The organism is Oceanibium sediminis, from assembly GCF_003265325.1.
GTDB classification, from domain to species: Bacteria; Pseudomonadota; Alphaproteobacteria; order Rhodobacterales; family Rhodobacteraceae; genus Halovulum; species Halovulum sediminis.
In genome coordinates this window covers 13,634-38,839 of sequence record NZ_QGNX01000010.1, presented here as the reverse complement: position 1 = coordinate 38,839, position 25,206 = coordinate 13,634, and the positions used below count along the sequence as shown (strand labels likewise).

The window sequence follows — 25,206 nt, the reverse complement described above, 5'->3', positions numbered from 1 at the left end:
GCGAGGACACCAAGACAAAGGGGTCGCATGATTACGGCCCCGCGGGTGGGACAGCAGGTGGGGGCCTGCTGACTTGCCCTGAAGAACAGGGGTCGCACATTCACACAGCCAAGGCTGGCCGAATGGACACCCGACTGGACCGTTGCGTTTGGGGCTTAGTGTTGCGTTGCCTCGTCTATCCAGGTTCTTCTTAGTACACCGTCAGGCCGTATCGGCGTGACATTTAGCGCCGGATCCACGGGGGCGGATCCGGCGCTTCTCATTTCAGAACATAGTTTTTGCAGCACGCCGAGGGGCGTTCACGGATCAGTCCGTCAGCACCTCGATGGTGGTGCGCGCGGCGGCCCCTGTCCGGTCGAGCGCGGTGATCGTGACGAAGCCGCGCTCTTCCATCGGCCAGGAAAAGCTGCGCGCTGTGGGGTCCGCGGCGACCACGCGGCCATCGATCATCCAGGTGAAGGGCGGACGCCCCTCGGCCAGTTTGGCCACCAGCATGCCGCCCGAGCCGAGGGAAAGCCGCGCCCCGCTGGGGGGATAGGCGATGCGGAACGTCTCCGCCTCCGGCTGGCCGCTGGCCTGCACAGGGCCAAGCCGCTGCATCTGGCGCGGCAACGCGTCCAGCGCCACGGTCAGCGCGCCGGGCGGCGGGCCGGCCAGGGGCGCGCGCTCGGGCGCGAGGCGATCCATCGCCTGGAAAAGCACCGGCGCGGCGTGTGTCAGCCCGGTCAGGCCGGGCACCGCGCCGCCATCGGGGCGGCCGATCCAGACGCCGACGACATGCGCCCCGTCATAGCCCAGCGCCCAGCCGTCCCGGTGCCCGTAGGAGGTGCCGGTCTTGAAGGCGATCGCCCCGCCCTGCCCGGACTCTGGCGCGGGCGCGCCGCGCAGGATGTCACTGACGTACCAGGCCGCCGCCGGGGACAGCAGGTGTCCGCCGCCGCTGGCCAGCACCGTGTAGCTGCCGGTCAGATCTTCCAGCGTGATGCCGAGCCCGCCCAGCGCCGCCGACAGGCCCGGAGCGCCGCCGCCCGGCGTTTCGGGGCGTGCGCCGCTCTGGCGCAGGAAGGCCATCAGGCGGCTGGCGCCAACCTGGTCCAGCACCGCGACCGCCGGGACGTTGAGCGACAGCTGCAACGCCTCGCGCGCGGAAACGGGGCCGAGGAAGCCGCCGTCGAAGTTGCGGGGCGCATAGCCGCCGAAATCCGTCGGCCGGTCCGACAGGATGGTTTCGGGATGCGCGATCCCGGCGTCGAAGGCCAGCGCGTAGATGAAGGGCTTCAGCGCCGATCCGGGCGAGCGCAGGACCTGCGTCATGTCGATGAAGCCGCCGCGCGTGCCCTGCCCCGGCAGCGCCGCGCCGACGCGCGCGACGATACGGCCCGTGTCGACCTCGCGCACCATCAGCGCCGCCGAAGCGCCCGGCGGCAGCGTCGGGGCGAGGCGTTCGAGCCGGGATTCCAGCGCGACCTGGGGTCCGGCGGAGAGGTCCAGCCGGTGCACCGGGCTGTCCGGGTCGATCGCGTGGGCGGCGGCGGCGGCGTGCCAGGCGTGGGCGGGAAACGGCATCCGCTGGCGCGGGACATCGGCGCGCAGGGCGCGGGGCAGAAGATCGGGGGCGAGCGCGCCGCTGGCGGCGCTGCGCGCAAGCACGGCGTCGCGGGCCTTTCGCGCCGCCGCCGGGGACCGGTCGGGACGGCGGCTTTCGGGGGCCTGGGGCAGTGCGACCAGCAGGGCCGCCTCCGCCGGGGACAGGCGGTGCGCGTCCTTGCCGAAATAGCTGAAGCTGGCGGCGCGCACCCCTTCCAGGTTGCCCCCGAAGGGCGCGCGCGTGAGGTAGATCTGCAGGATTTCCGCCTTGGACAGCCGCCGTTCCAGAGCCAGCGCCAGGCGCATCTGGCGGAACTTGCCCGAAAGCCGACCCGTGCCACCGCCGTCGAGCAGCCGCGCGGTCTGCATGGTCAGGGTCGATCCCCCCGACACCACCCGGCCCGCCAACGCGGAGTCCCGCGCCGCGCGCAGCAGCGCCAGCGGGTCCACCCCGGCATGGCTGTAGAAGCGCTTGTCCTCGTAGGCGATCAGCTGCGCGAGGTATCCGGGATCGACCCGCGCCGGGCTGACCGGCAGCCGCCAGCGGTCATCCCGCGCAAGGAAGATGCGCAGCGGCACGCCATCTCGGTCCGCCACCACCTGCGAGGTGGGGCTGCCAAGGGGCGGCAGCGGCGCGGTGCGCACCCAGCCCTCGAACGCCAGAGCGCCGAGGACGAGCGCAAGCGCCGCGCCGCCAAGCCAGCGTTTCACCGCACCGGCCCGATCTCGACCCGGGCGGCATCGGTGCGGGCGCGGAAGGCGGGGCGGTACATGTCCTCGACGCTGGCCGCCGGATGGTGGAAGCTGCCCGGAGAGATGGCGCGCGCCACGTAGGCCAGGCGGAAGGAGCGATCACCCGACCAGTCCACCGCGGCGAGGAAGCGGTCGGTCCGCGCCTCGGTGAAGGTGGCGACGTCGGGCAGGTCCAGCCAGTCGATCCCCGCGATATCGCCGGAGGTGGCGAGGTTGGGGTTCTCGATCTCCAGCCCGGCGGGAAGCGGGTCGTCCACCATCAGGCGCGCCTCGGACGGGCGTTCGGGCGTGATCGTCAGCATCACCACGATCCGGTCGTTGCGGGCCAGTGCGGCCGGGTCGGCCAGCGCCCCCTCCAGCGTGAAGAGCGTGCGCTCGATCCGGTAACCGTTGCCGCCCGCGGGTTCGCCCGCCTCCGGCGTGCCGAAGACGCTGAGGACGACGGGCACCTCCGCAGGGCCCGCGTTGGCCAGGGTCACGGGCCGGGACAGGTCCGCGCCGGTGAAGCGCGCCGCCAGCGGGCCGGCGGGGGCAACACCGTCCAGCATCAGGCCCGGCGGGGCGCCCGCCCCGCCAAGGGCGTTGGCGGCCAGCACGGTCCAGAGCTGTTCCTGTGTGGACTGGCCACGGCCAGGCAGCGCGTCGCGGGCCACCGCCTCGGACAGGGCGGCACGGTCGATCGCGTTGGAGCCTGCCTCCACCGCCAGGGTCAGGATCGCGGCGCGGTCGCGGATGTCGGAGCCGAAGTCGGCCCGCCAGCCGCGCGTATCCTCCGCCGCGTAGCGCAACCGGTCGGCGGCGGCGGCGAACATGGCGTCCGCGCGCCCCGGATCGCCGTAGGACGCCAGCGCCGTACCAAGCTGGGCCAGCGCCAGCGGGGTGGCGAAATCCTCGCTCTTCTGGTCGGCGTAGTAGCGCAGGTCCCCGACGCTGGCGCGGCCTTCGCGGGCCAGCACCATCAGGGCGTAGGCGATATCCTCGCCCCCATCCTCGAAATCGGGGGCGGCGTTGACGCCGTTGCGCAGGTGATCGAGGGCCGAGGCGAAGGCCAGGTCCGGCACCGAATGCCCCTGCGCGCGGGCGCGCGACAGGAAGTCGGTCACGTAGGACGACAGCCACAGGTCATCGCCGAAGGCCGACCACATGCCGAAGCCGCCGTTGCGCCCCTGGCGCGACAGCACGGTTTCGATGGCCTCGTCGATGCGCGGGGCGACACTGTCACCCGCCAGCGCCAGCCCGCGCGCGAGCTGGTCGTAGTAGACCAGCGGCAACGCGCGGGAGGTGATCTGCTCGGTACAGCCGTAGGGATAGGCATCCAGCGCGGCCAGAAGCCCCGGCACGTCGAAGCGCGCCAGCGACCCGGCTGAGAGCATGACCTGCCCGGTGCCCGGCACCAGCCCGGAGAAGAGCTGGCGGTCCAGCACCAGCTCGCCCCCGTTCGCGGCCAGCGACAGGCGGGACTGGCGGGCCACCTCCGGGTCGTTGGCGCGGATCGCCACGTTCAGCGACTTTTGCAGCGCCCGCCCGTCGGGCGTGGTGAGCGTGACGGTCAGGCGGTTGTCGGAGACGGCGCCCGCGGCCAGCGGCACGCTGACGCGCGCGCGCCCGCCTTCGGCAAGGGTCACGCTGTCCGCCGCATCAGGCAGCGGCAGCGCGTCGGTGCCGCCATAGCTGACGCTGACCGCCCCCGCCGGGCCGGAGACATGGGCGAGGTCCAGTTCCAGCGTCGCGCTGTCGCCGGGGGCGAGGAAGCGCGGCAGGTTCGCCGACAGCACGATGGGATCGCGCACCAGCAGTTCCTGCGAGGTGTTGCCGACGCCGGTTTCGGACCAGACGATCGCGTTCAGCCGCACGGTGCCGTTGAAGTCGGGCAGATCGATGGGCACCTGCACGCGGCCGTTTTCATCCACCGTCACCACGCCGGAGAATTGCGCCATCAGCGCCTCGGTCGGGGGTGGGCCCTTGGTGCCGGAACTGCCCCCGTCCCCGCCCGAGCGCAGGCGGCCCGGGCTGCCCTGAAGCCCGTCGATCAGGCGACCGTAGACGTCGCGCAGCTCAACGCCCAGGCGGCGCTGGCCGTGGTAGTGATCGGCAGGGTCGGGCACGTCGAACCCGGTCAGGTTCAGGATGCCGAGGTCCACGGCCGCAAGCGTGGCGTAGACCTGTTCACCGGGCGTGGCGCCGCTGACGGCGATTTCGGCCATGTGCGTGCTGCGCGGGGCCGCTTCGGGGGCGGAGGTGATGCTGGCGTCCAGCAGGCGCGGGCCGGGATCGACGCCGATCCAGCCGGTGCCGATGGCGCGCGAGGGGTTGCGCCCCGCATCCGCGTCGAGCGCGCGGATATGGGTCGCGACGACATAGGCGCCCGAGCCCCATTCCGGCGTCACGGGTAGCGCCACCTCGATCGGGGTCGTGTCCGTGGCCTGCACGCTCTGGCGGGAGATCAGCTTGTCCGACAGCACGGTGATCAGGATCTCACCGGGGCTGCGCGGCTCCAGCCGCAGGCGGGCGGTATCGCCCGGCGCGTAGGTTTCCGCATCGAGCGAGACGTCCAGCCGGTCGGGCGTTTCGCTTCCGGCAGCGGCGGCGTACCAGCCCGCGCTGAAGCCGTAGGTGGTGCGGGCATAGCCGCCCTCGGTTCCGGCGATGGTCAGCTCGTAGCGGCCCCAGTCCACAGGCGCTTCGATGCGCACCGGCGCGTCCGAAAGGGTGGACAGGGTGCCATCGGCGACGCGGCTGCGGGTGACGATGGGTTCATAGGACCAGCGGCCCTGCACCTCGTACCACTGGTAATCGGTGCGCACGCGGGCGATTTCCCAGCGCAGCCCGTCCATGGCGGCGCGGGCACCCCCCGGCGCGAGGGAGATCACCTCGAACCCGGCGGTGCCGCCTTCGGGCACCGCGTCGTCAAACAGCGGGCGCACGCCGATCAGGGGCGCGGCGGGGGCGACATCGGCGGTCAGGCGGCGTTCGACCGGGCGGCCGGAACTGTCGGCCAGGCGCAGGGTCAGCCGCGCGGTGAAGGGGCGGTCCTGCACCTCAGGTTCGGGGAGGGTGAACAGCACCCGCGCGGTGCCGTCCGGGCCGGTGACCTGGCCGGAGGCGAGGCTGTCGAACAGCGGTTCGACGTAATCGACCGGGCCGAAGCTGTAGCCGGGGAACGCCTCCAGCGTGTTGGTGGGGGCAAGGCGCAGATCGCCATTGATCGTTAGGTCCGCGCCCGGCGCGCCGTAGAGGTAGCGCGCCTCGATATCGAGCGCGGTGGTCGCGCCCACCCGCAGGGCCGTGTCGGCCAGCGTGGCGGTATAGTCGATCCGCTCGGGCACGAAATCCTCGACCAGGTAGGTGGTGCTGGCCAGCGCGGGGGCTTCCGGGTCAGCGTGGATGCGCAGCCGCCAGGTGCCGCGCGCCGCCGTGTCGGGCAGGGTCAGCGCCATGGCGCGCCCGCCCGCGCCCGCGTCCGCCAGAAGCTGGCGGTCATGCTCGACCCCATCGGGGCGCAGGGTGATCGCGGTCAGCGGCAGGCCGGGAATGGCGGCGGCGGTGGTGTCACGGGCCAGGACGGTGGCGAAGACGGTTTCACCGGGGCGGTAGGCGCCCCGCTCGGTCGTCAGGTACACGTCCACGGGCGGCGGGGCGTTGCGCCCCTCGACCCCGCGGTCGGTCAGGTCCAGCGCCGCTTCGGTCAGGTCGAGGAAGGCGTAGTCCCCGTCCGGGCCAAGGGCGGTCAGCAGCGCGGGCGCATTGCCCCCCTGCCCGCGGGTCAGCCCGGCAGCGAAACGTGCGTAGCCGGTGGCGTCGGTCGTGGCCGTGCCCAGCGCCGCGCCGTTGCGCGCGACCAGCGAGAGTTCGATCCCCTGCTGCGGCGCGGCCCCGCCGAGGGAGCGCACGAACGCATGGGTGCCATCCGCCCCGCTGAGCGCGGAAAGGCCAAGGTCGGTCACGATGAACCACTGGGTCGCGGCGGTCTCGTAATCCTCGGTTCCCGGCAGGCGGGCGGTCATGACGTAGACGCCGGGCTGGAAGTCGCGCACCGCCTCGCCAATCGGCAGCGCGGTGGTCACGTCCTTGTTGAGCGTGGTTTGCAGGTCGCCCGAGCCGGTCCAGACCGGGGTGCCCAGATCCGAGGCCAGGGTGCGTTCGTCAAAGCCCGACAGGGGGCTGCCGACCAGGTTGTCGCGCAGGGCGGCGCGCAGGCCGCCATCGGGCACCGCGTGGATCGCGACCGCGACCTCGGCTGCGTTGACGCTGACAATGGGGATCGCCGCCGCGGCGCTGCGCGGCAGGACGTAGCCACGCCCCGGAAAGCGGACCGAGGGCGCGCGGTCGCGCACGTAGAAGTCCTGCTCGATGGTGCGCTCCAGCACCTCGCCGCTGCGCGCGGGCAGGCCGGCGCGCAGGGTCAGGGCCAGGTGGGTGCCGTGTTCCATGCCTTCAACGCAGAGCTGCTGCTCCTCTGCCGTGACGGCGAAATCGCCCTGCGGCAGTTGCACGAAGCTGGCGTAATCCACCGCGCCGACCACCAGCGGCTCGGAGAAGCTGAGACAGACGCGCGGCGTGGCGGCGTCGCTGTCGACCTGCGTGTCGGTGATGCGGAAGCCGTAAAGGCCGATCAGGCGTTGCAGCGCGACGGAAACCTCCTCCCGCGGCTGGATGTCCAGGGCCAGGCGCAGCGCATCAATGCCGAGGCGACCGTCGCCGTCCGTCTCAAGCGCCTTTGCCAGTTGCAGCAGGGCGGGCACCTGTGCCGCCCCGCCCGTCGCGCGCAGGTAGGCATTGGTGGCGGCGTCCACCGCCTCGTCCCGGTTGCGGCGACGCTCGGAAAAATCGTCGGTCCGGATCGCCAGCGCGTATTCCGACAGGGCGAGCCACATGTCCGAGCGGTCCGCCTTCGCCGCAGCCTGCCCCGCCAGTTGCCGCGCCGCCGCCGGGCGGTCGGCCGCGATGCGGCGGGCATCGGCAAGCGCCGCCTCCGCGTCCAGCGTGCCGCGGTAGTCCAGACCGGCCCTGACAGCAAGGTCGCGCGCACTGTCAAGCCGGCGCTGGCCGAGGAAGGCCAGGTCGTCCGCACGGCTTGCCGCGCGGGCCAGCGTATCCGGCCCCGCCGCGACGATCAGCGCGGATAGGGCGCCGTCATAGGGATCGCGGCGCTCGACCCCGGTCTTCAGGAAACATGCCGCCGCGCCGATGTTGTAGGTCAGCGCCGCGCAGGCGTTGTCCCCGACACAGGCGGACTCGCAGGCCTTCAGCGTGGTGTCGAAGATCGCCCTGAGGTCCCCCCCGTAGAAGTCGATGTTGTCCTCGAACACCGCCCGCCGCTCGGGAATGGGTTGCGCCAGCGATGAGCCCGGCAGCGCGAAAAGGGCAATCATCAGCAGGGAGCGGATGGTTCGGGTCATGGGGGACTCTCCGGTCTTATGTCTTCGGTATTGGCGGGCGCGGTCAGAATCGGCGCGGCGTCATTGAAACATGAATAGCATCCCGCCGGGGACGATTCCCTTCAAGAGAGATGACTTTGTGCACATTCGGGTTCGCCCGGCTTGCCGCATCGAAGTTAATATTTTTGTCTTATCGCCGACCCGAACTATTTCTCATCCAGGTGAAAGACCAGCTTTGCGTCCAAAGGATACCAAGTGCCTGATTTCAGCGACCAACCGGGTCGTGACGCCACAATCGGCGCACCGGGGGAATCGCGGCGGCATCTCTTGCGCATTCGCAGAATACTCGAACGCAAGATCGTCCCGTCGCTTGCCCTCGACCCGGCCCAGATCATTCCCACCGGCACCGGTGGAAACAACCACGAAGGCCAGGCGGATGCGCTGGTCGCCATGGCGTTGCAGGGGCGCATCGACCAGGCGAAGTCCGAGCTGCGCGCCCTGCATGAGGCCGGCACCCCCTATGAGCATCTGCAACTCGGCCTGCTGGCCACGGCGGCCGAGCGGCTCGGCGCTTTATGGGAAACCGACAACCTGAGCTTCGTCGATGTCACCATCGCGACCGGCACCCTGCAGCGGCTGATGCATTTCATCGCGATCGACTTGGACAAGGGCCCGCTGCTGGCGGGGCGGACCCGCTCGATCCTGATCTTCCCCGAGCCGGGGGCGGAACACACCTTCGGCGCCGCCACCGCCGCGCGCTTCTTCGAGCGCGCCGGGTGGGACGTACACTACGTTCCCGACAGCGACCGCGCGACACTGCGCGATATCGTGCGCAACCGCCCCGTCGACGTGCTGGGCGTGTCGCTCAGCCGTGCGGACCACGCCCCGCGCGCGGGCGCGCTGGTGGCAGAGCTGCGCGCGGCGTCGCGCAATCCCGACCTGGCCGCCATCGCCGGGGGCAGCGCAGTAGTGCGCCAGCCATCCCTGATCACCGAGTTGAACGTGGACGCCGCCCTCGCGGCGATCCGCACCGCGCCGCTGCAAGCGGACGAGATGGTGTCCGGACGCCAGCGCTGATCCGCCGCGCCCGGCCGGGCGACAGCCCCCTTGGCCCCGCCGGTGCAGGCCCTAAGCTGTGACACGAAGCAAGGGGGCCTGAAGCGCATGCTGCGTGTCGACGATCTGCACAAATCCTACGGTGCGCTCAGCATCCTGAACGGCGTCAGCCTGACCCTGGAGCCGGGCCGGAGCCTGGCGCTTGTCGGTGAATCGGGCTCGGGCAAGAGCACGCTGTTGCACCTGATCGCCGGGCTCGATGCGCCGGACTCCGGGCGTATCAGCCTGAACGGGGCCGAGATCACGGCGCTGGACGACGCCGGGCGCGCGGCGGCGCGGCGCGACCTGGTGGGGCTGGTGTTCCAGCAGTTCAACCTGGTGCAAAGCCTGACCGTGGCCCAGAACATCGCGCTGCAGGCGCGGCTTGCCGGGCGTCACGATCCGCGAGCAGCGGCAGAGCTGACCGCGCGGCTCGGCCTCGACGGGCTCGAGGCGCGCTACCCCGAGGAGCTTTCCGGCGGCCAGCAGCAGCGCGTCGCCATCGCCCGCGCCCTGGCCGCGCGCCCGCCCCTTCTGCTGGCAGACGAGCCGACCGGCAACCTGGACGAGGCGACGGCGGACAGGGTTCTGGACCTGACGCTGGAGCTGGTGCGCGATCTAGGCATGGCGCTGGTGCTCGTCACCCATTCGCCGCGGCTTGCGGCGAGGCTCGACCGGGTGCTGACGCTGAGCGGGGGGCGCATCGCGTGACGATCCTCGCCACTCTGCTCAGCCACTGGCGGCGCAAGCCGTTCCAGCTGCTCGCGCTGATCGCAGGGCTGGCCGTGGCGACGGCGCTGTGGTCCGGGGTGCAGGCGCTGAACGCGCAGGCAAGGGCGGCCTATGACGACGCGGCGGCGGTGCTGGGCGGGGACCGGTTCGACACGCTGGTCGCGCCCGGCGGCGTGACGCTGGCGAATTACGCGGCGCTGCGCCGGGCGGGCTGGCGCGTTTCCCCGGTGATCGAGGATCGCCTGCGGCTTCCCGGCGGACGCAGCCTGCGCCTGCTCGGGATCGACGTCTTCACCCTGCCCCCAACCGCCCCCGGCGCGGGCGCGGCCCGCACGGAGGCATCGCTGGCATCGTTCCTGAGCCCGCCCTACCGACTGATCGCCCACCCGGGCACCGCGGCCCTGTTGCCCGGCGACCTGCCCCCGCCGCTTGTGGACCCGACCCTGCCCGAGGGGCTTTTGATCGGGGATATCGCGCTGGTCCAGAAGCTTGCCAACCGCCCCGGCGCCATCGACCGGTTGATCCTGGCCGAAAGCCAGAAGCCCGGCCTCGCGCCGCTGGAACAGATCGTGGGCGCGCGTCTGACCCGCCACCCCCCCGCCGAGCAGCCAGAGTTGGCCCGGCTGACCGACAGTTTCCATTTGAATTTGACGGCTTTCGGGCTGCTGTCCTTCGTCGTGGGGCTTTTCATCGTGCACGCCACCATCGGGCTGGCCTTCGAGCAGCGTCGTGCCATGGCGCGCACGCTGCTGGCGATCGGCGTCTCGCGCCGCGCACTGATGCTGACGGTGCTGGCCGAGTTGCTGGTGCTGGCTGCCATCGGCGCGGCGCTGGGCATGGCGCTCGGCTACCTGCTGGCGGCGGCCCTGCTCGAGGATGTCACCGCCACCCTGCGCGGGCTCTACGGGGCCGAGGTGCCGGGCACGCTGAGCCTGTCTCCGCTCTGGTGGCTGGCGGGCGGGGCGATGGCCCTGTTCGGAACGCTGGTGGCCGCGCTGTCGGGCCTGTGGAAACTGTCTCGGATGCCGGTGCTGGCCACCGCGCAGCCCGTGGCCTGGCACGGGGTGGAGCGCCGCCAGTTCAGGGTGCAAACGGTCCTTGCCGCGCTACTGGCGCTCGGCGGGCTAGGTACCGCACTCTGGGGGCAGGGCCTGGTCGCCGGGTTCGCGTTGATGGGCGCGGTGCTGATGGCGGCGGCGCTGATCCTGCCCACGCTGCTGGCGCTTGCGCTGCGCGCAGCCCGCCGCTTCGCGACGGGGCCGCTCTCGGAATGGTTCCTAGCCGAGGCGCGCGCGCAAATGGGCGGGCTGTCGCTGGCGCTGATGGCGCTCTTGCTGGCGCTGGCGGTGAACATCGGCGTCGGCTCCATGGTGTCGAGCTTCCGGCTGACCTTCCTTGGCTGGCTGGACCAGCGCCTCGCCTCGGACCTGTACCTGCGGGGCGAGGATGCGGCCCAGGCCGCCGCGATGGAATCCATGCTTCAGGCGCGCGCCGACGTGGACGCGGTGCTGCCGGTCCAGCACGTGGACCTGGCCCACGAGGGCTTTCCCTACGAGCTCTACGGCATCCGCGACAACGCCATGTACCGCGATAGCTGGCCCCTGCTCAACGCCGCGCCGGATGCCTGGGATCGCGTCGCCGACGGCTCGGGCATCCTGCTGAGCGAACAGTTCGCGCGCCGCTTTTCGCTGGGCCCGGGGGACCGTTTCGCGCCAGCGGGCATGGTCTCGGCAGAGGTAGTGGGGATCTATCCCGACTACGGAAACCCGACCGGGCAGGCGATCACCTCCGAAGCGACGCTGAACCGGTACTGGTCGCCCGAACGGCTGCGCTTTGCCGTGCGCACCGGCGCGCCGGACGACGTGCGCGCAGCGCTTGAGGCGTCCTTCGCGCTTGGCCCCGAGCAGCTGGTGGACCAGGCGGCGCTGAAGGCGTTCTCGCGCCAGATCTTCGAGCGGACCTTTACCGTGACGCTGGCGCTGAACGTGCTGACCTTCGCCGTGGCGGGGCTGGCGCTGCTGACCAGCCTGCTGACGCTGGCGGACATGCGGCTGCCCCAGCTCGCCCCGCTCTGGGCGATGGGGCTGACGCGGGCGCGGCTGGCGCGGCTGGAACTGGCGCGCGCGCTGATGCTGGCGCTGATCACCGCATTCCTGGCGATCCCCTTGGGGCTGCTGGTATCCTGGATCCTGCTTGCCGTCGTGAATGTCGAGGCCTTCGGCTGGCGCATCCCCCAGGCGCTGTTCCCCGGCCAATGGCTGTCGCTGCTCGCCCTGGCGGTGCTGAGCGCGGGGCTGGCGGCCGCCCTGCCCGCGCTGCGGCTGCGCCGCGTCGCACCCGCCGTTCTGCTGAGGATCTTTTCCGATGCGCGCTAAGTTCCTTGCCATGCTGCTGCTGATCCTTCCTGCCGCTTTGGCGCAGGCGCAGGGCTACGGGGGCCTCGGCACCTCGGCCAAGGGGTTCGACGAGGTGCGCCCCGAGCGCCGGCTGTCCTTTCCCGCCGATCATGCGCAGCACCCCGGATTCCGCATCGAATGGTGGTACGTGACCGCCAACCTGCAAGCCGCCGACGGTTCCGCGATGGGCGTGCAATGGACGCTGTTCCGCCAGGCGCTGAGCCCTGAGGCGCGCGGCACCGGCTGGGCGGCCGGACAGGCCTGGATGGGCCATGCGGCGGTGACCACGGTCACCGAACACCGCTTTGCCGAAGCCTTCGCGCGGGGCGGCATCGGTCAGGCCGGCGTCACCGAAGACCCTTTCGAGGCCTTCATCAACGACTGGTCCATGCGCTCCACCGCGCCGACGGGCCAGGACCCCCTCTCCGACCTGCGCCTTGTCGCGCGCGCCGATGACTTCGGCTACGACCTGTCCCTGCGGGCCGAGGGGCCGCTGGTGCTGCAGGGAAACGAGGGGTATTCCGTGAAGTCCCCGCAGGGCCAGGCCTCGCACTACTACAGCCAGCCCTTCTACACCCTGACAGGCTCGGTCACGCTGGATGGAGCCGCGATCCCTGTCACCGGCACCGCCTGGCTTGACCGCGAATGGTCCAGCCAGCCGCTGACCGGCAGCCAGACCGGATGGGACTGGTTCGCGCTGAACCTGCCGGACGGGGCGCGGCTGATGGCCTACAACCTGCGCGATGCGGACGGCGGCGCCTATACGCCGGGCACCTACATCCATCCCGATGGCCGCCCCGAGCCGCTGGCGGACGGGGCGCTAATCCTCACCGAGCTTGACCGCGAAACCGTCGCCGGCCGCGAGATCCCGCTGCGCTGGCGCCTCGCCCTGCCCGCCAAGGGGATCGACCTGACGACCGCACCGCTGAATGCGCAAAGTTACATGCAGGTCGCTTTCCCCTACTGGGAAGGACCGATAGAGTTCACCGGCACCCACGAAGGTGTCGGCTACCTTGAAATGACGGGCTACTGAACGAAAGAGGCTGGGTATGAATGGCAAACTCGATCCCGTGAACGTGCTGGGCGGCCCGCTGGGGCTGTGCTCGGTCGCGCCGATCACCGGCTTCTGGCGCGACGGATGCTGCAACACGGGTCCGGCGGACCATGGGCGGCACACGGTCTGCGCGGTGATGACGGCCGAGTTCCTCGCGTTCTCGGCGGCGCGGGGGAATGATCTGTCCACGCCGCGCCCCGAGTTCGGCTTCGAGGGGTTGAAGCCGGGCGATCGCTGGTGCCTTTGCGCGGAACGCTGGGTCGAGGCCTTTGACGCGGGCGCCGCCCCGGATGTGGTGCTGGAGGCAACGCATCACGCCACCTTGGGCGTGACCCGCCTGCAGGACCTTCAGGCGCACGCCGCCCGTCGCTGAACGCCTGGGCGCCCCCGCAACGACGAGCTTCTCAGCCCCCCGCCCAGGGCGGCGGGCGCTTGTCGAAGAATGCGGCGATACCGTCCTTCGCTTCCGCGCCTTCCCAGGTGTCTGCCAGCCCCTCGATGGTTTCCTCGATCAACGCATCATCAATGCGCGGCCCAAGCCGGCGCGCCAAGGCCTTGGAGGCCGCCACCGCGCCCGGTGCGGCGGCAAGATACGGGGTAACCTCTGCCGCGACGGCGTCATCCAGCGCCTCCGGCGCCACCACGCGCCGGGCAAGGCCGAGGGTAGGCAGTTCCTCGGCGCCGAACACCCGCGCCGACATGAACACGCGCCGCGCCACGCCCTCGCCCATGCGCGCAAGGACGTAGGGCGCGATGGTGGCCGGGATCAGCCCCAGCCGGGTTTCGGTGAAGCCGAAGGAGCCGCCTTCAGCCACGACGCAGACATCGCAGACCGCCATCAGCCCCAGACCGCCGCCCATGGCGGTGCCGTTGATCCGCCCGATCAGGGGCTTGGGCAGCGTGTTGAGGTCGCGCAGCATATGCGCCAGCGCGCGCGCCTGCGCCATGCGCCCGGCCCGGTCCGCGTCGAACTGGTCGCGCATCCAACCAAGGTCCCCGCCCGCGCAGAACGCCTTGCCAGCGCCGCTGAGGACCACGGCGCGCACCGCCCTGTCCGCGCCAAGGGCCGCCGCCGCGTCCGCAAGCTCTGCGATCATTTCAGCGGACATGGCGTTGCGCTTGTCGGGGCGGTTCAGCGTCAGCGTCGCGACGCCCCGCGCATCCCTGTGCAGATCCAGCGTGTTGTACGTCATGACACCTCTGCCGAGGTCTTGAGCCCGCGCGCGAAGTCCGCCGCCAAGGCCAGCCGCCCCTCGTCCACGCCGGTGTCATACCCCAGCGCGTGCAGCCGCGCGACCACCGCCTCGCTGGCCACGTTCCCGGCAGCGCCCGGCGCATATGGGCAGCCGCCAAGCCCGCCCGCCGCCGCGTCGAAGACGCGCAGCCCGCGCGCCAGCGCCACCTCGATATTGTCGAGCGCGCGGCCGTTTGTGTCATGGAAATGCCCGGCGAGGCGTTCGACCGGCACCTCCTCCAGCACGGCGGAGAGCATGGCGTCCACCCGCCCCGGCGTGCCCTGCCCGATGGTGTCGCCCAGCGAGATCTCGTGACAGCCCATGGCCAGCAACTCGCGCGCCACCTGCGCCACGGCGGCGGGGGCGATATGCCCCTCGAACGGGCAGTCGGTCACGCAGGAGATATAGCCGCGCACCGGCACCCCGGCAGCCCGCGCGGCGTCGAGCACCGGGCCGAAGCGTTCAAGGCTTTCGGCGATGGAGCAGTTGATGTTCTTCCGGCTGAAGCTTTCCGAGGCCGCGCCGAAGACCGCCACCGCGTCCGCGCCCGCCGCCTCCGCCCGCTGAAAGCCCTTCAGGTTCGGGGTCAGCGCGCTGTAGCTGACGCCGGGGCGGCGGGCGATCCCGGCCAGCACCTCAGCCGCATCGGCCATCTGGGGTACCCAGGCGGGGGAAACGAAGCTGGTCACCTCGATCCGGGTGAGGCCCGCGTCGCCCAGCATGTCGACCAGGCGGATCTTGTCGGCCGTCGCGATCAGCCCCGGCTCGTTCTGCAAGCCGTCGCGGGGGCCGACCTCGAACAGGGTCGCGCGCTCAGTCATCGTCCGGCTCCAGCGTCAGCAGCGTGTCGCCCGATTGCACCTGCGCACCCTCGGCCACGGGCAGCGTGGCGACAACCCCGTCGCGAGGCGCGCGCAGGGAGTGCTCCATCTTCATCGCCTCCAACACCATGAGCAGGTCCCCTTCCCGCACCTCCTTGCCCGGCGTGCTCAGCACGCGGCAAACAAGCCCCGGCATCGGTGCGAGGATCGCATCGCCCCCCGCGCCCTGCCCGGCCACTCGCGCCAGCGGGTCGGACCGCAGGAAGATCAGCGGCGCCCCGCCCTGGGTGATCGTGACCCGGTCCGCCGCCAGCGCCAGCACGGCGGAGCGGCGACGCCCCGCGACGGTATAGCGCCAGAGCGGTTCGCCCGGCACAACGCCCGTCAGCTCCACCGGGTCCGGCCCGCCGGTGATACGAAAGCCGCCCGCGATACACTCCACCTGCCGTTCAACGGTCTCGCCCGCGTGTTCCAATGATTGCGTCCAGCGCAACGGGCTCCAGAGGGCAAAGCCGTCGCCCGCACCTTGTGCCAGGCCAAGCGCGGCGACAGTAGCCAGCGCCAGCGTTTCCTCCGAAGGCGTGGGCGCAAGGGTCAGCGCCGCGCTCTCCCGCTCGATCAGCCCGGTATCGACGCGGCCCTCGCGGAATTCCTCCGCCCCGAGCAGGCGATGCAGGAACCCGAGGTTCGTGACCGAACCCGCCAGCCGCGTCGCGCCCAGCGCTTTGCGCAGACCGGCGATGGCGCTGTCCCGGTCGGGGCCATGGACGATCAGCTTGGCGATAATCGGGTCATAGAAGGGCGAGATCGCATCGCCAGCGCGCACCCCGCTGTCGGCCCGTGCGAAGCCGGGGAAATCCACGTGGCTGAGGGTGCCGGTCACCGGCAGGAAACCGTTCTCCGCATCCTCGGCATAGATCCGCGCCTCCACCGCATGGCCGGAGAGCGGGATCTCCTCCTGCGTCCAGGGCAGCGCCTGCCCTGCGGCCACCCGCAGCTGCCATTCGACAAGGTCGAGCCCGGTGATCGCCTCCGTCACCGGGTGTTCGACCTGCAGGCGGGTGTTCATTTCCATGAACCAGAAGCCGTCCGCGCGCAGATCCCCCGCGCCGTCGGCGATGAACTCCACCGTGCCCGCGCCACTGTAGCCGATCGCCTCAGCCGCGCGCACCGCCGCCGCGCCCATGGCAGCGCGGACCTCTTCGGTCATGCCCGGCGCGGGGGCCTCCTCGATCACCTTCTGGTGGCGCCGCTGAAGCGAGCAGTCCCGCTCATACAGATGCACGGCGCGAGTGCCGTCGCCAAAGACCTGCACCTCGATGTGGCGCGGGCTGAGGATGTACTTCTCGATCAATACATCGGCATTGCCAAAGGCGGCGGCCGCCTCTGCCCGCGCACCCTGCAGCGCGTCGGGAAAATCGTCCACCCGGTCCACCCGGCGCATCCCCTTACCGCCGCCCCCGGCAACCGCCTTGATGAGCACCGGGTAACCGATGCGCGCCGCCTCTTCCGCAAGCAGCGCGTCGTCCTGGTCCGCCCCGTGATAGCCGGGCACCACGGGCACGCCCGCCTCCACCATCAGCGCCTTGGCCCGGTCCTTCAGCCCCATCGCGCGGATCGCCTTGGCCGAAGGGCCGATGAACACCAGCCCGGCCGCCGACACAGCGTCGACAAAACCCGGATTCTCGGACAGGAACCCATAACCGGGGTGGATCGCCTCGGCCCCCGTCGCGCAGGCCGCCTCGATAATCGCGTCGGCGCTCAGGTAGCTCTCGGCTGCGGCAGCGGGCCCGATCCGCACCGCCTCATCGGCCAGCTCCACGTGCAGCGCCCCCGCATCGGCATCGGAATAGACCGCAACCGTGGCCACGCCCATGCGCCGGGCGGTACGGATAACCCGGCAAGCGATCTCACCCCGGTTGGCGATCAGGATTCTGTCAAACATCGCGCAACCACCGCCCCCATCCAAAGTCCCAGAAATATCCCCGCCGGAGGCTCCGGCGCTGCCCCGCGCACCTCACATCCGGAAGACGCCGAACCGCGTCTCCTCCAGCGGGGCGGCATCGCAGGCGGCCAGGCTCAGGCTCAGCACCCGGCGGGTGTCGCGCGGGTCGATGACGCCGTCGTCCCAAAGCCGCGCGCTGGCGTAAAGCGGATGCGACTGTTCCTCGAACTGGTTCAGGATGGGCTGGCGGAACGCGGCCTCGTCTTCGGCCGACCATTCCCCGCCCTTGCGCTCGATCCCCTCGCGCCGGACGGTGGACAGCACACCGGCCGCCTGCGCGCCCCCCATGACGGAGATGCGGCTGGTCGGCCAGGTCCACAGGAAGCGCGGCTGGTACGCCCGCCCCGCCATGCCGTAGTTCCCCGCCCCGTAGGAGCCGCCGATCAGCACAGTGATCTTGGGCACCGCGGCAGTGGCCACCGCCGTCACCAGCTTCGCCCCGGCGCGCGCGATCCCCCCGGCTTCCGCCGCGCGGCCCACCATGAAGCCGGTGATGTTCTGCAAGAACACGATCGGCGTGCCCCGCTGGGCACAGAGCTGGATGAAATGCGCGCCCTTCTCGGCCGATTCCGAGAACAGCACCCCGTTGTTGGCGATGATCCCCACCTGCCAGCCGTCGATCCGCGCGAAACCGCAGACCAGCGTCGTGGCATAGCGCGCCTTGAAGGCATCGAAACGCCCCCCATCGACCAGGCGCGTGATCACCCCCGTCACGTCATAGGGCTGGCGCAGGTCCGCGGGCACCAGGTCCAGCAGCCCGTCCGGGTCGCCGCCCGGATCCTCCGCGCGTTGCCGGGCGAGGGCCCCCGCCGTCGGGGGCTTGAGCGCGGCAACCGCCTGTCGGGCCAGCGCCAGGGCATGGGCGTCATCCTCGGCCAGGTAGTCGGCCACACCGGAAAGGCGGGTGTGCACATCGCCCCCGCCGAGATCCTCGGCCGAGACCTCCTCCCCCGTCGCGGCCTTCACCAGGGGCGGCCCGGCGAGGAAGATCGTGCCCTGTTCCTTCACGATGATCGAGACATCGGACATCGCGGGCACATAGGCCCCCCCGGCCGTGCAGGAGCCCATGACGACGGCGATCTGCGCGATCCCCGCGGCACTCATGTTCGCCTGGTTGTAGAAGATCCGCCCGAAGTGGTCGCGGTCGGGAAACACCTCGTCCTGGTTGGGCAGGTTCGCCCCACCCGAATCCACCAGGTAGATGCAGGGCAGATGGTTTTCGGCGGCGATTTCCTGCGCGCGGAGGTGCTTCTTGACGGTCATCGGGTAATAGGTGCCGCCCTTCACGGTGGCGTCGTTGCAGACCACCATGACCTTGCGCCCGTGCACCTCACCGATGCCCGCGATCACCCCCGCACCGGGGGCCGCACCGTCGTACATGCCATGCGCGGCGGTCGCACCGATTTCGAGGAACGGGCTGCCGGGGTCGAGCAATCCCGCTACCCGGTCGCGGGGCAGCATCTTGCCCCGGCTCAGATGGCGCGCGCGGGCCGCCTCGCCTCCGCCAGCGGCGGCGTGGTCCGCGGCGGCGCGGACTTCTGCCAATGCCGCTTCATGCGCGGCGCGGTTGTCTGCCGTACTTTCCATCTCAGACCGGGTCCCCTGACAGGATTTCCCCGTCGATCAGCGCTTCGTTTTCCGCCAGCCAGCGGTTGCGATAGGCAAAGCGCGCCGCCGCCGCCACGTCGTTCTGGAACGCCGCGTTGACCGAGGCCCCGACCGCCGCGCCGATCACCGGCGCAAGCTGCGCCATCTTGCGCGTGGACAGGTTCACGCCCAGCGTTGCCGCCACCCGGCGCGTCGCGGCCAGGCTGCCCGCCGATTGGCCGGAGAGGCGCACGATCTTGGTCCAGGTGTCCGGGGCCATGTCGGCCTGTTCGCGGGCCAGCCGCGCGATCGCCTGCTGACGCTCGTCCCGGCTGTTCGCCCCAGCCAGCCCCAGCACGTCGAGGATGAAGACCTTTTCCGCCCGGCTGTCGGCTCCGAAACCGTAGCATAGCCCCGTCAGGCGCACGGTGCGCAGTGCCAAGGTGATCGTGGCCGGAACGTCGACCGCAAGGCCGAGCAGCCCGAAGGCCCCCGCCGCGCCGCCGCCCGTGACGGCATAGCCCAGCGCCCAGCGGCGGATGTCGGCTGCGGCCTCCTCACAGGCGGTGAGGTCGGCGAAATCATGGGTGATCGCGGCCTTGCGGATCGACGCGCCCGCCGCCCAGTCGGCACTGAGCAGCGCCGCCTCGACCATTTCCGCCGGAATCAGCCGGTTGGTCAGGAACCCCACGGGCCGCGAGACGGAGCGTGCCATGCGCGGGATCAGCGAGGGCGGCGCGGCGCGGAAAGCATCCTGTTCGGCCAGGATGGCGCGGATCTGCGGGTTGTCACTCGGGTCGGTCATCGGCCTGCCCTTCTGCTGGCGCGGCGCGCTCATGCCCGGTGTTCCGGGTTTTCGAAATCAAAGCGGCACCCGGCTTTCCACGCCTCGCGATCGTTGCCGTGATTGGACAGGCCGCCCGCGTCCTTCAGCAGCTTTGCCATGTGCATCAGGTTCCACGTCATGATGGTCGTGTTGCGCTGGGTGAAGTCGTTGTCGAAACCCACGGGCGGGCCATCCTCCTGCGGATCACCATAGGAGGGGCCGGGCCCCGCCTCTCCGATCCAGCCGCAATCCGCCTGGGGCGGGATCGTGTAGCCGAGGTGGCCCAGCGCGTAGAGGATGGTCATCGCGGTGTGCTTGATCCCATCCTCGTTCCCGGTGATCACGCAGCCGCCCACCTTGTTGTAGAACAGCGACTGCCCCTTGTCATTCAGCATGCCCGACATGCCGTAGAGCCGTTCGATCAGCACACGGCAGACGGAGCTTTCCTCTCCGAGCCACAGCGGCGTGCCGACGACCAGGATATCGGCAGCCTTCACAGTTTCCCAGACGGTAGGCCAGTCATCCCTGTCCCACCCGTAGTTGGTCATGTCCGGATAGACGCCGGGCGGGATCGCGTGGTCGAGCATGTGGAGATGCGTGACCGCGATGCCGTTCCGCTCCATCATGCCCGCCGAAACGTCGAGCAGCCGCCGCGTGTGGCTGTCTGCCGCCCGTTTCTTCAGCGAGGTGTTCACGAAAACCGCGCGCAGGGCGGAGAAGTCGGTCGTGTTCGACTCGCACAGGGCGATCTGCCTGTCGTTGAGCGTCATCCTGTCCCCTCCTTCCTATCCCGTTGCCTTCATCAGCTCGCGCCCGATCAGCATCCGGCGGATCTCGGACGTGCCCGCGCCGATCTCCATCAGCTTGGCGTCGCGCATGATCCGGCTCAGGGGGCTGTCGTTCATGTAGCCCGCGCCGCCCATGGCCTGCACGCCCTGCACCGCCATTTCCATCGCCTTTTCCGAGGCGTAGAGCACGCAGGCCGCCGCGTCCTGGCGCGTGACCTGGCCCCGGTCACAGGCCTTGGCCACCTCGTACACATAGGCGCGGGCGGAGTTCATCGTGGTGTAGATGTCCGCGATCTTGCCCTGCATCAGCTGGAAGTTCCCGACGCTTTGCCCGAACTGCTTGCGCTCGTGCATGTAGGGCATGATGTGGTCGAGGATGCTGTGCATGATCCCCACCCCGATCCCCGACAGCACCACCCGTTCGTAATCCAGCCCGGACATCAACACGTTCACGCCCTTGCCTTCCGCGCCGAGGATGTTGTCGAAGGGCACTTCGACATCCTCGAAGGTGATCTCGGCCGTGTTGGAGCCGCGCATGCCGAGCTTGTCGAAATGCGGCCCGACGCTGAAACCGCTCATCTCCCGCTCGATCAGGAAGGCGGTGATGCCGCGCGCCCCGGCGTCCGGGTCCGTCTTGGCATAGACGACCAGCACACTGGCGTCGGGGGAGTTGGTGATCCAGTATTTCGAGCCGTTCAGCACGAAGCGGTCGTTGCGCTTTTCCGCGCGCAGCTTCATCGACACCACGTCCGAGCCCGCCCCCGCCTCGGACATGGCGAGGCTGCCGACGTGCTCGCCCGAGATCAGCTTGGGCAGGTAGCGCGCCTTCTGCTCTGCCGTGCCGTTCAGCGCGATCTGGTTCACGCACAGGTTCGAATGCGCCCCGTAGGACAGCGAGACGGAGGCGCTGGCGCGGGCCAACTCCTCCACCGCGACGGTATGGGCGAGGTAGCCCATGCCCGCGCCGCCGTCCGCCTCGGGCACGGTGATGCCCAGCAGGCCCAGCGCGCCCATTTCCGTCCAAAGGTCGTTGGGGAACAGGTTGTTGCGGTCAACCTCTGCCGCGATGGGGGCGACGCGCTCCTGCGCCCAGCGCTGGACCATGTCGCGCAGGGCCTCGACATCCTCGCCACAGTCGAAAGTCATGGAAGCGGTGAACATGGGCGTGTTTCCTTTACCGTCAGGGAGGAAGTGAACACATGTTCATTTCCAAATCAAGAGGGTTGCTCAGGATAGACCAGCTTGCTGGTGTCATAGCCGTCCGCCTTCAGCACGGACAGCGCGTCCTGCAACTGCGCATCGTCCAGCGTCGGGGTGCGCGCCAGGATCCAGCCGAAGTCGCCCGAAGGCTCCCCCACCACGGCGACGGAGTAATCGGGGGTCACGTCCAGCACCCAGTAGTCCCCCGCGAAGGGCAGCCATTGCACGAACTTCACCTTCAGTTGGCCCGGGGAGGCGATGCGCGCGATGCCCTCGGCCACCTCGACCGGGCCATCCAGCGTGTCCTTGCGGCAGGTGTTGGTCACGCTGATCCGGCCATCCTCACGCTTGGCATACTCGGCGGTGACGCCGACGCAGCCTTCCTCGAACCCGTTGGGGAAGCGCGCGATTTCGTACCACTTGCCTGTGTAACGCTCGATATCCAGCGCGGCGACGCTGTCCATCTGCACGGAAGTATCGCGGTAGTTCCCGTTCATGCCGCAGGCGGCCAGGACAAGGATCGCCCCGAGGCTCAGGCTTTGGCGCAACATCTTCGGCTCCTTCATTGATGGTGTCTTTTCACTGCTTCCCCGCCCCCCTATAACGCAAGCCGCCCAGAGGAGTTCCAGATGCGCACAGCCACCGTCACCCGTTCCACCGCCGAAACCAGCATCGAGGTCACGATCGACCTTGACGGGACCGGCGTCTACGACAACCAGACCGGCATCGGCTTCTTCGACCATATGCTGGACCAGCTGTCCCGTCACGCGCTGATCGACATGACCGTGCGCGCGAAAGGCGACCTGCACATCGACGATCACCACACGGTGGAGGACGTGGGCATCGCCCTTGGCCGCGCCCTGGCCGAGGCGATGGGCGACAAGCGCGGCATCCGCCGCTATGGCTCGTGCCTGCTGGCGATGGACGACACGCTGGTGCGCGCGGCGCTGGACCTGTCGGGGCGGCCCTACCTGGTGTGGAAGGTGGATTTCACGGCAGAGCGGATCGGCACGTTCGACACCGAGCTGGTGCGCGAATTCTTCCAGGGCTTTTCCACCCACAGCGGCATGACCCTGCACGTGGAACGCCTGGACGGCATCAACAGCCACCACATCGCCGAAGCGGCGTTCAAGGCCGTCGCCCGCGCCCTGCGTGACGCGCTTGAGTCCGACCCGCGCAAGGCGGATGCGGTGCCCTCAACCAAGGGTACGCTCAGCGAATGACCACCGTCATCATCGATTACGAAAGCGGCAACCTGCATTCGGCGGAAAAGAGCTTCCAGCGCATGGCGCGGGAGCATGACGCGGGCGCGGTCGTCGTCACCAGCGACCCCGAGGCTGTGCGCCGCGCGGATCGCATCGTGCTGCCCGGCGTCGGCGCGTTCGCGGACTGCCGCGCGGGGCTGGACGCGATCCCCGGCATGGTCGAGGTGCTGGAACAGCGCGTCGCGGAAGGCACGCCCTTCCTTGGCATCTGCGTCGGCCAGCAGCTGATGACCAGCCTCGGGCGTGAGCATGGCGCGGATGCGCAAGGCTTTGGCTGGATCCCCGGCGAATGCGTGGCGATCACGCCGGACGATCCGGCGCTGAAGATCCCGCACATGGGCTGGAACGATTTGCAGAGCGTGGCCGACCACCCGGTGCTGGCCGGGATCGCACCGGGCGATCACGTCTATTTCGTGCACTCCTACCACGTGCGCCCCACGGACCCGGCACACCTGCTGGCCGAGGTCGATTACGGCGGCCCCGTCACGGCCGCGATCGGGCGCGACACTATGTTCGGCACGCAGTTCCACCCGGAAAAGAGCCAGGCCACAGGGCTGCGCCTGATCGCCAACTTCCTGACCTGGAAACCCTGAGCACGGGGCCGCACCCGGCGCTGCAGCACGCCCAACGCCCTGCCCCTGCATTCCGGCGGCAGGCGGTCGCGCCACGGGCCCCGCGCCTGCCTGGCAGGCGTGGGGGGAAAGAGGAACGGCGCGCCAGCGCCTCCGCAAGGTCAGCCGCCCTTCACGCGGGTCCAGGCCTGCCCCTTGCAGAACACGGCGACGCAGCCCTCCACCGTCAGCCGGTCACCGCTCAGCACCATGCGCGCAGGGTAAGTCCTGCCTTCGTCGCGGACCCAGACCTGGCCGCCGATCCAGCGCCCGGGTCCAGCCGCGATCATCCCTGTCAGGACCGGCTTGCCGACAAGCGCATCATCGCTGCCCGCCGCCCCTTCGATCACGCCACAGATCAGGCCGGTGTCATAACCGCAGGGCCCGACCCGGACCCGCAGCGCGTCCCCGGGGGCTGCGGCCTCCGTCCGCCAAAGGCCGCTGACATCCTGCGCGGCGGCGGCGCCGGGAAGCAGCAGCGACAGAAGCACGATCAGGGCACGTTTCATGATCTCCTCCAAACATACGCCAAAGAGCCTCGCACTTGGACACCGGCGCCCCGGACCGCCAGCGCCGGGCCGCGTTGCGCCCGGGCGCAGGCTTCGCTATCACGGCGGCGATTAAGCAGGAGTAAATCATGATCCTCTATCCCGCGATCGACCTGAAGGGCGGTCAGTGTGTGCGCCTCTACAAGGGGGACATGGAGCAGGCCACGGTGTTCGGGGACGATCCCGCCGCGCAGGCCCGCACCTTTCAGGATGCGGGGTGCAAGTGGCTGCACCTCGTCGATCTCGACGGGGCCTTCGCCGGTGCGCCGCGCAACGCCGAGGCGGTGGAGGCGATCCTGGCCGCCACCTCGATCCCCGCGCAGCTGGGCGGCGGCATCAGGGACATGGCCGGGATCGAAGCCTGGCTCGACAAGGGCCTGGCGCGGGTGATCCTCGGCACCATCGCAGTGCGCGACCCCGACCTCGTGCGCAAAGCCGCCGCCGCCTTCCCCGGCAAGGTCGCAGTGGGCATCGATGCGCGCGACGGCATGGTCGCGGTGGAAGGCTGGGCCGAAACCACCGACGTGACCGCCCTCGACCTGGCAAAACAGTTCGAGGACGCGGGCGTCGCCGCGATCATCTACACCGATATCGAGCGGGACGGCGCGATGCAGGGCCCGAACGTCGCCGCCACCGCCGCGCTGGCGCAAGCGGTGTCGATCCCGGTCATCGCCTCTGGCGGGGTGTCCTCGCTTGACGATCTGGCCGCGCTGAAGGCCAGCGGCGCGCCGCTCGACGGGGCGATCTCGGGGCGGGCCATCTACGAAGGCAAGCTGGACCTGCCCGCCGCCATCGCGCTGCTGGAAAGCTGAAGGCCGCGCCGGGGCCGTCCCGGCGCGCCCACACATCCCGATAGTCGCATGTAAAAGCGGCTCAAAAGTGACCATTGCCATCCTCCGCCACCCCGATCCGTGATAGGATCAAGGGTTGTATCACGCGTGTAGGAGGTATCGCGATGCGTATCGCAGTATTGGCCGTGGCGCTTTGCGCAGGGCTGGCGCCTCTGCCCTGCGGGGCGGAAGCGGCGCTTTTCGGGCCACGCCCCCATTGGGAGCAGACGGAGCAGATGCAACAGTACCGCGAGCGGCTCTACGCCGCGCACCTGGCCTGTTGCGAGGGCGCGAAACTCCAGCTGATGGGCCTGGGCGAGGCCCGCGCCTGCGGGGACATCTACCTGCGCCTGAAACTGTCGTTCCTCAACGGCGTGACGCCGGAACGCTATGTCACCATGCACGCCGCCACCCGCGCCGTGGCCCATGACAAGGGCTACGCCGCCTATCGCGCCTGGGTCCACCGACAGACCGCCGCGCGGCAGTAACGGGGAC

Annotated in this window: 20 protein-coding genes; 9 read left to right on the top strand and 11 right to left on the bottom strand. The window is 70.2% G+C overall.

Annotation, left to right across the window (positions count from 1 at the left end; translation table 11 throughout):
* Positions 1-306 precede the first annotated feature (306 nt).
* Together pbpC and DJ029_RS18730 are read right to left on the bottom strand one after the other, a co-directional pair.
* Positions 307-2,298, bottom strand: coding sequence for a penicillin-binding protein 1C (gene pbpC / locus DJ029_RS18735; protein WP_112324023.1), 1,992 nt, complete (start codon positions 2,296-2,298; stop codon positions 307-309).
* Entirely contained in the window at positions 2,295-7,739 is a 5,445-nt protein-coding gene (locus DJ029_RS18730; RefSeq protein WP_112324022.1) for an alpha-2-macroglobulin family protein, read from the bottom strand. The genes pbpC and DJ029_RS18730 overlap by 4 nt, the downstream gene beginning before the upstream one ends.
* Before the next feature lie 234 nt (positions 7,740-7,973).
* On the opposite strand from DJ029_RS18730, the gene DJ029_RS18725 reads away from it, so the two are divergent.
* From DJ029_RS18725 to DJ029_RS18705, 5 genes are all read left to right on the top strand, one after another.
* Complete coding sequence (locus DJ029_RS18725) at positions 7,974-8,795, top strand: cobalamin B12-binding domain-containing protein (protein ID WP_112324021.1); 822 nt, start codon at positions 7,974-7,976, stop codon at positions 8,793-8,795.
* 87 nt (positions 8,796-8,882) lie between these two features.
* Positions 8,883-9,524 carry an ABC transporter ATP-binding protein gene (locus tag DJ029_RS18720; RefSeq protein WP_112324020.1) on the top strand — a complete coding sequence of 214 codons (642 nt, stop codon included), beginning with the start codon at positions 8,883-8,885 and terminating at the stop codon, positions 9,522-9,524.
* Positions 9,521-11,920, top strand: a complete 2,400-nt coding sequence (locus tag DJ029_RS18715) for an ABC transporter permease (protein ID WP_112324019.1) — start codon at positions 9,521-9,523, stop codon at positions 11,918-11,920. Before DJ029_RS18720 ends, DJ029_RS18715 begins: the two co-directional genes overlap by 4 nt.
* Positions 11,910-12,974, top strand: a complete 1,065-nt coding sequence (locus tag DJ029_RS18710) for a lipocalin-like domain-containing protein (protein WP_198671194.1) — start codon at positions 11,910-11,912, stop codon at positions 12,972-12,974. Before DJ029_RS18715 ends, DJ029_RS18710 begins: the two co-directional genes overlap by 11 nt.
* Positions 12,975-12,990: 16 nt before the next feature.
* Positions 12,991-13,368 (top strand): DUF2237 family protein, encoded by a 378-nt coding sequence (locus DJ029_RS18705; RefSeq protein WP_112324018.1) that lies wholly within the window; start codon positions 12,991-12,993, stop codon positions 13,366-13,368.
* Between the two features lie 31 nt (positions 13,369-13,399).
* On the opposite strand, the gene DJ029_RS18700 is transcribed toward DJ029_RS18705, so the two are convergent.
* From DJ029_RS18700 to DJ029_RS18665, 8 genes are all read right to left on the bottom strand, one after another.
* The gene (locus tag DJ029_RS18700; RefSeq protein WP_112324017.1) at positions 13,400-14,188 is read right to left on the bottom strand and encodes a crotonase/enoyl-CoA hydratase family protein; all 789 of its coding nucleotides are present in this window, start codon (positions 14,186-14,188) and stop codon (positions 13,400-13,402) included.
* On the bottom strand, positions 14,185-15,051 hold the full coding sequence (locus DJ029_RS18695; protein WP_112324016.1) for a hydroxymethylglutaryl-CoA lyase: 867 nt from the start codon (positions 15,049-15,051) through the stop codon (positions 14,185-14,187). The genes DJ029_RS18700 and DJ029_RS18695 overlap by 4 nt, the downstream gene beginning before the upstream one ends.
* Positions 15,044-16,996 carry an acetyl/propionyl/methylcrotonyl-CoA carboxylase subunit alpha gene (locus DJ029_RS18690; RefSeq protein ID WP_112324015.1) on the bottom strand — a complete coding sequence of 651 codons (1,953 nt, stop codon included), beginning with the start codon at positions 16,994-16,996 and terminating at the stop codon, positions 15,044-15,046. The genes DJ029_RS18695 and DJ029_RS18690 overlap by 8 nt, the downstream gene beginning before the upstream one ends.
* Positions 16,997-17,068: 72 nt before the next feature.
* A complete protein-coding gene (locus DJ029_RS18685) occupies positions 17,069-18,643 on the bottom strand; it encodes a carboxyl transferase domain-containing protein (RefSeq protein ID WP_112324014.1) in 1,575 nt (524 codons plus the stop codon).
* Between the two features lies 1 nt (position 18,644).
* Positions 18,645-19,448, bottom strand: coding sequence for an EcsC family protein (locus DJ029_RS18680; RefSeq protein WP_157966446.1), 804 nt, complete (start codon positions 19,446-19,448; stop codon positions 18,645-18,647).
* A 29-nt stretch (positions 19,449-19,477) separates the two neighbouring features.
* Positions 19,478-20,239, bottom strand: coding sequence for a flavodoxin family protein (locus DJ029_RS18675; RefSeq protein ID WP_112324012.1), 762 nt, complete (start codon positions 20,237-20,239; stop codon positions 19,478-19,480).
* 15 nt (positions 20,240-20,254) lie between these two features.
* Positions 20,255-21,418 carry an isovaleryl-CoA dehydrogenase gene (locus tag DJ029_RS18670; RefSeq protein WP_112324011.1) on the bottom strand — a complete coding sequence of 388 codons (1,164 nt, stop codon included), beginning with the start codon at positions 21,416-21,418 and terminating at the stop codon, positions 20,255-20,257.
* A gap of 53 nt (positions 21,419-21,471) precedes the next feature.
* The gene (locus DJ029_RS18665) at positions 21,472-22,008 is read right to left on the bottom strand and encodes a lipocalin family protein (protein ID WP_112324075.1); all 537 of its coding nucleotides are present in this window, start codon (positions 22,006-22,008) and stop codon (positions 21,472-21,474) included.
* A 78-nt stretch (positions 22,009-22,086) separates the two neighbouring features.
* Here DJ029_RS18665 and hisB point away from each other — a divergent pair, with 78 nt between their 5' ends.
* Together hisB and hisH are read left to right on the top strand one after the other, a co-directional pair.
* Positions 22,087-22,680, top strand: coding sequence for an imidazoleglycerol-phosphate dehydratase HisB (hisB, locus tag DJ029_RS18660; RefSeq protein ID WP_112324010.1), 594 nt, complete (start codon positions 22,087-22,089; stop codon positions 22,678-22,680).
* Positions 22,677-23,315, top strand: a complete 639-nt coding sequence (gene hisH / locus DJ029_RS18655) for an imidazole glycerol phosphate synthase subunit HisH (protein WP_112324009.1) — start codon at positions 22,677-22,679, stop codon at positions 23,313-23,315. The genes hisB and hisH overlap by 4 nt, the downstream gene beginning before the upstream one ends.
* A gap of 140 nt (positions 23,316-23,455) precedes the next feature.
* Here hisH and DJ029_RS18650 read toward each other — a convergent pair whose 3' ends face one another.
* Positions 23,456-23,842 carry a DUF2147 domain-containing protein gene (locus DJ029_RS18650; RefSeq protein WP_112324008.1) on the bottom strand — a complete coding sequence of 129 codons (387 nt, stop codon included), beginning with the start codon at positions 23,840-23,842 and terminating at the stop codon, positions 23,456-23,458.
* Between the two features lie 128 nt (positions 23,843-23,970).
* Between DJ029_RS18650 and hisA the strand changes: the two genes are divergently transcribed.
* Positions 23,971-24,693, top strand: a complete 723-nt coding sequence (hisA, locus tag DJ029_RS18645) for a 1-(5-phosphoribosyl)-5-[(5-phosphoribosylamino)methylideneamino]imidazole-4-carboxamide isomerase (RefSeq protein WP_112324007.1) — start codon at positions 23,971-23,973, stop codon at positions 24,691-24,693.
* A gap of 143 nt (positions 24,694-24,836) precedes the next feature.
* Positions 24,837-25,199, top strand: coding sequence for a hypothetical protein (locus tag DJ029_RS18640; RefSeq protein WP_112324006.1), 363 nt, complete (start codon positions 24,837-24,839; stop codon positions 25,197-25,199).
* Positions 25,200-25,206 lie beyond the last annotated feature (7 nt).

Bases quoted from the DNA above. Each gene is read 5' to 3' on its own strand.
- DJ029_RS18730 (WP_112324022.1), bottom strand. From the start codon at position 7,739: ATGACCCGAACCATCCGCTCCCTGCTGATGATTGCCCTTTTCGCGCTG.
- DJ029_RS18720 (WP_112324020.1), top strand. From the start codon at position 8,883: ATGCTGCGTGTCGACGATCTGCACAAATCCTACGGTGCGCTCAGCATC.
- DJ029_RS18710 (WP_198671194.1), top strand. From the start codon at position 11,910: ATGCGCGCTAAGTTCCTTGCCATGCTGCTGCTGATCCTTCCTGCCGCT.
- DJ029_RS18705 (WP_112324018.1), top strand. From the start codon at position 12,991: ATGAATGGCAAACTCGATCCCGTGAACGTGCTGGGCGGCCCGCTGGGG.
- DJ029_RS18700 (WP_112324017.1), bottom strand. From the start codon at position 14,188: ATGACGTACAACACGCTGGATCTGCACAGGGATGCGCGGGGCGTCGCG.
- DJ029_RS18695 (WP_112324016.1), bottom strand. From the start codon at position 15,051: ATGACTGAGCGCGCGACCCTGTTCGAGGTCGGCCCCCGCGACGGCTTG.
- DJ029_RS18690 (WP_112324015.1), bottom strand. From the start codon at position 16,996: ATGTTTGACAGAATCCTGATCGCCAACCGGGGTGAGATCGCTTGCCGG.
- DJ029_RS18685 (WP_112324014.1), bottom strand. From the start codon at position 18,643: ATGGAAAGTACGGCAGACAACCGCGCCGCGCATGAAGCGGCATTGGCA.
- DJ029_RS18680 (WP_157966446.1), bottom strand. From the start codon at position 19,448: ATGACCGACCCGAGTGACAACCCGCAGATCCGCGCCATCCTGGCCGAA.
- DJ029_RS18675 (WP_112324012.1), bottom strand. From the start codon at position 20,239: ATGACGCTCAACGACAGGCAGATCGCCCTGTGCGAGTCGAACACGACC.
- DJ029_RS18670 (WP_112324011.1), bottom strand. From the start codon at position 21,418: ATGTTCACCGCTTCCATGACTTTCGACTGTGGCGAGGATGTCGAGGCC.
- DJ029_RS18665 (WP_112324075.1), bottom strand. From the start codon at position 22,008: ATGTTGCGCCAAAGCCTGAGCCTCGGGGCGATCCTTGTCCTGGCCGCC.
- hisB (WP_112324010.1), top strand. From the start codon at position 22,087: ATGCGCACAGCCACCGTCACCCGTTCCACCGCCGAAACCAGCATCGAG.
- hisH (WP_112324009.1), top strand. From the start codon at position 22,677: ATGACCACCGTCATCATCGATTACGAAAGCGGCAACCTGCATTCGGCG.
- DJ029_RS18650 (WP_112324008.1), bottom strand. From the start codon at position 23,842: ATGAAACGTGCCCTGATCGTGCTTCTGTCGCTGCTGCTTCCCGGCGCC.
- hisA (WP_112324007.1), top strand. From the start codon at position 23,971: ATGATCCTCTATCCCGCGATCGACCTGAAGGGCGGTCAGTGTGTGCGC.
- DJ029_RS18640 (WP_112324006.1), top strand. From the start codon at position 24,837: ATGCGTATCGCAGTATTGGCCGTGGCGCTTTGCGCAGGGCTGGCGCCT.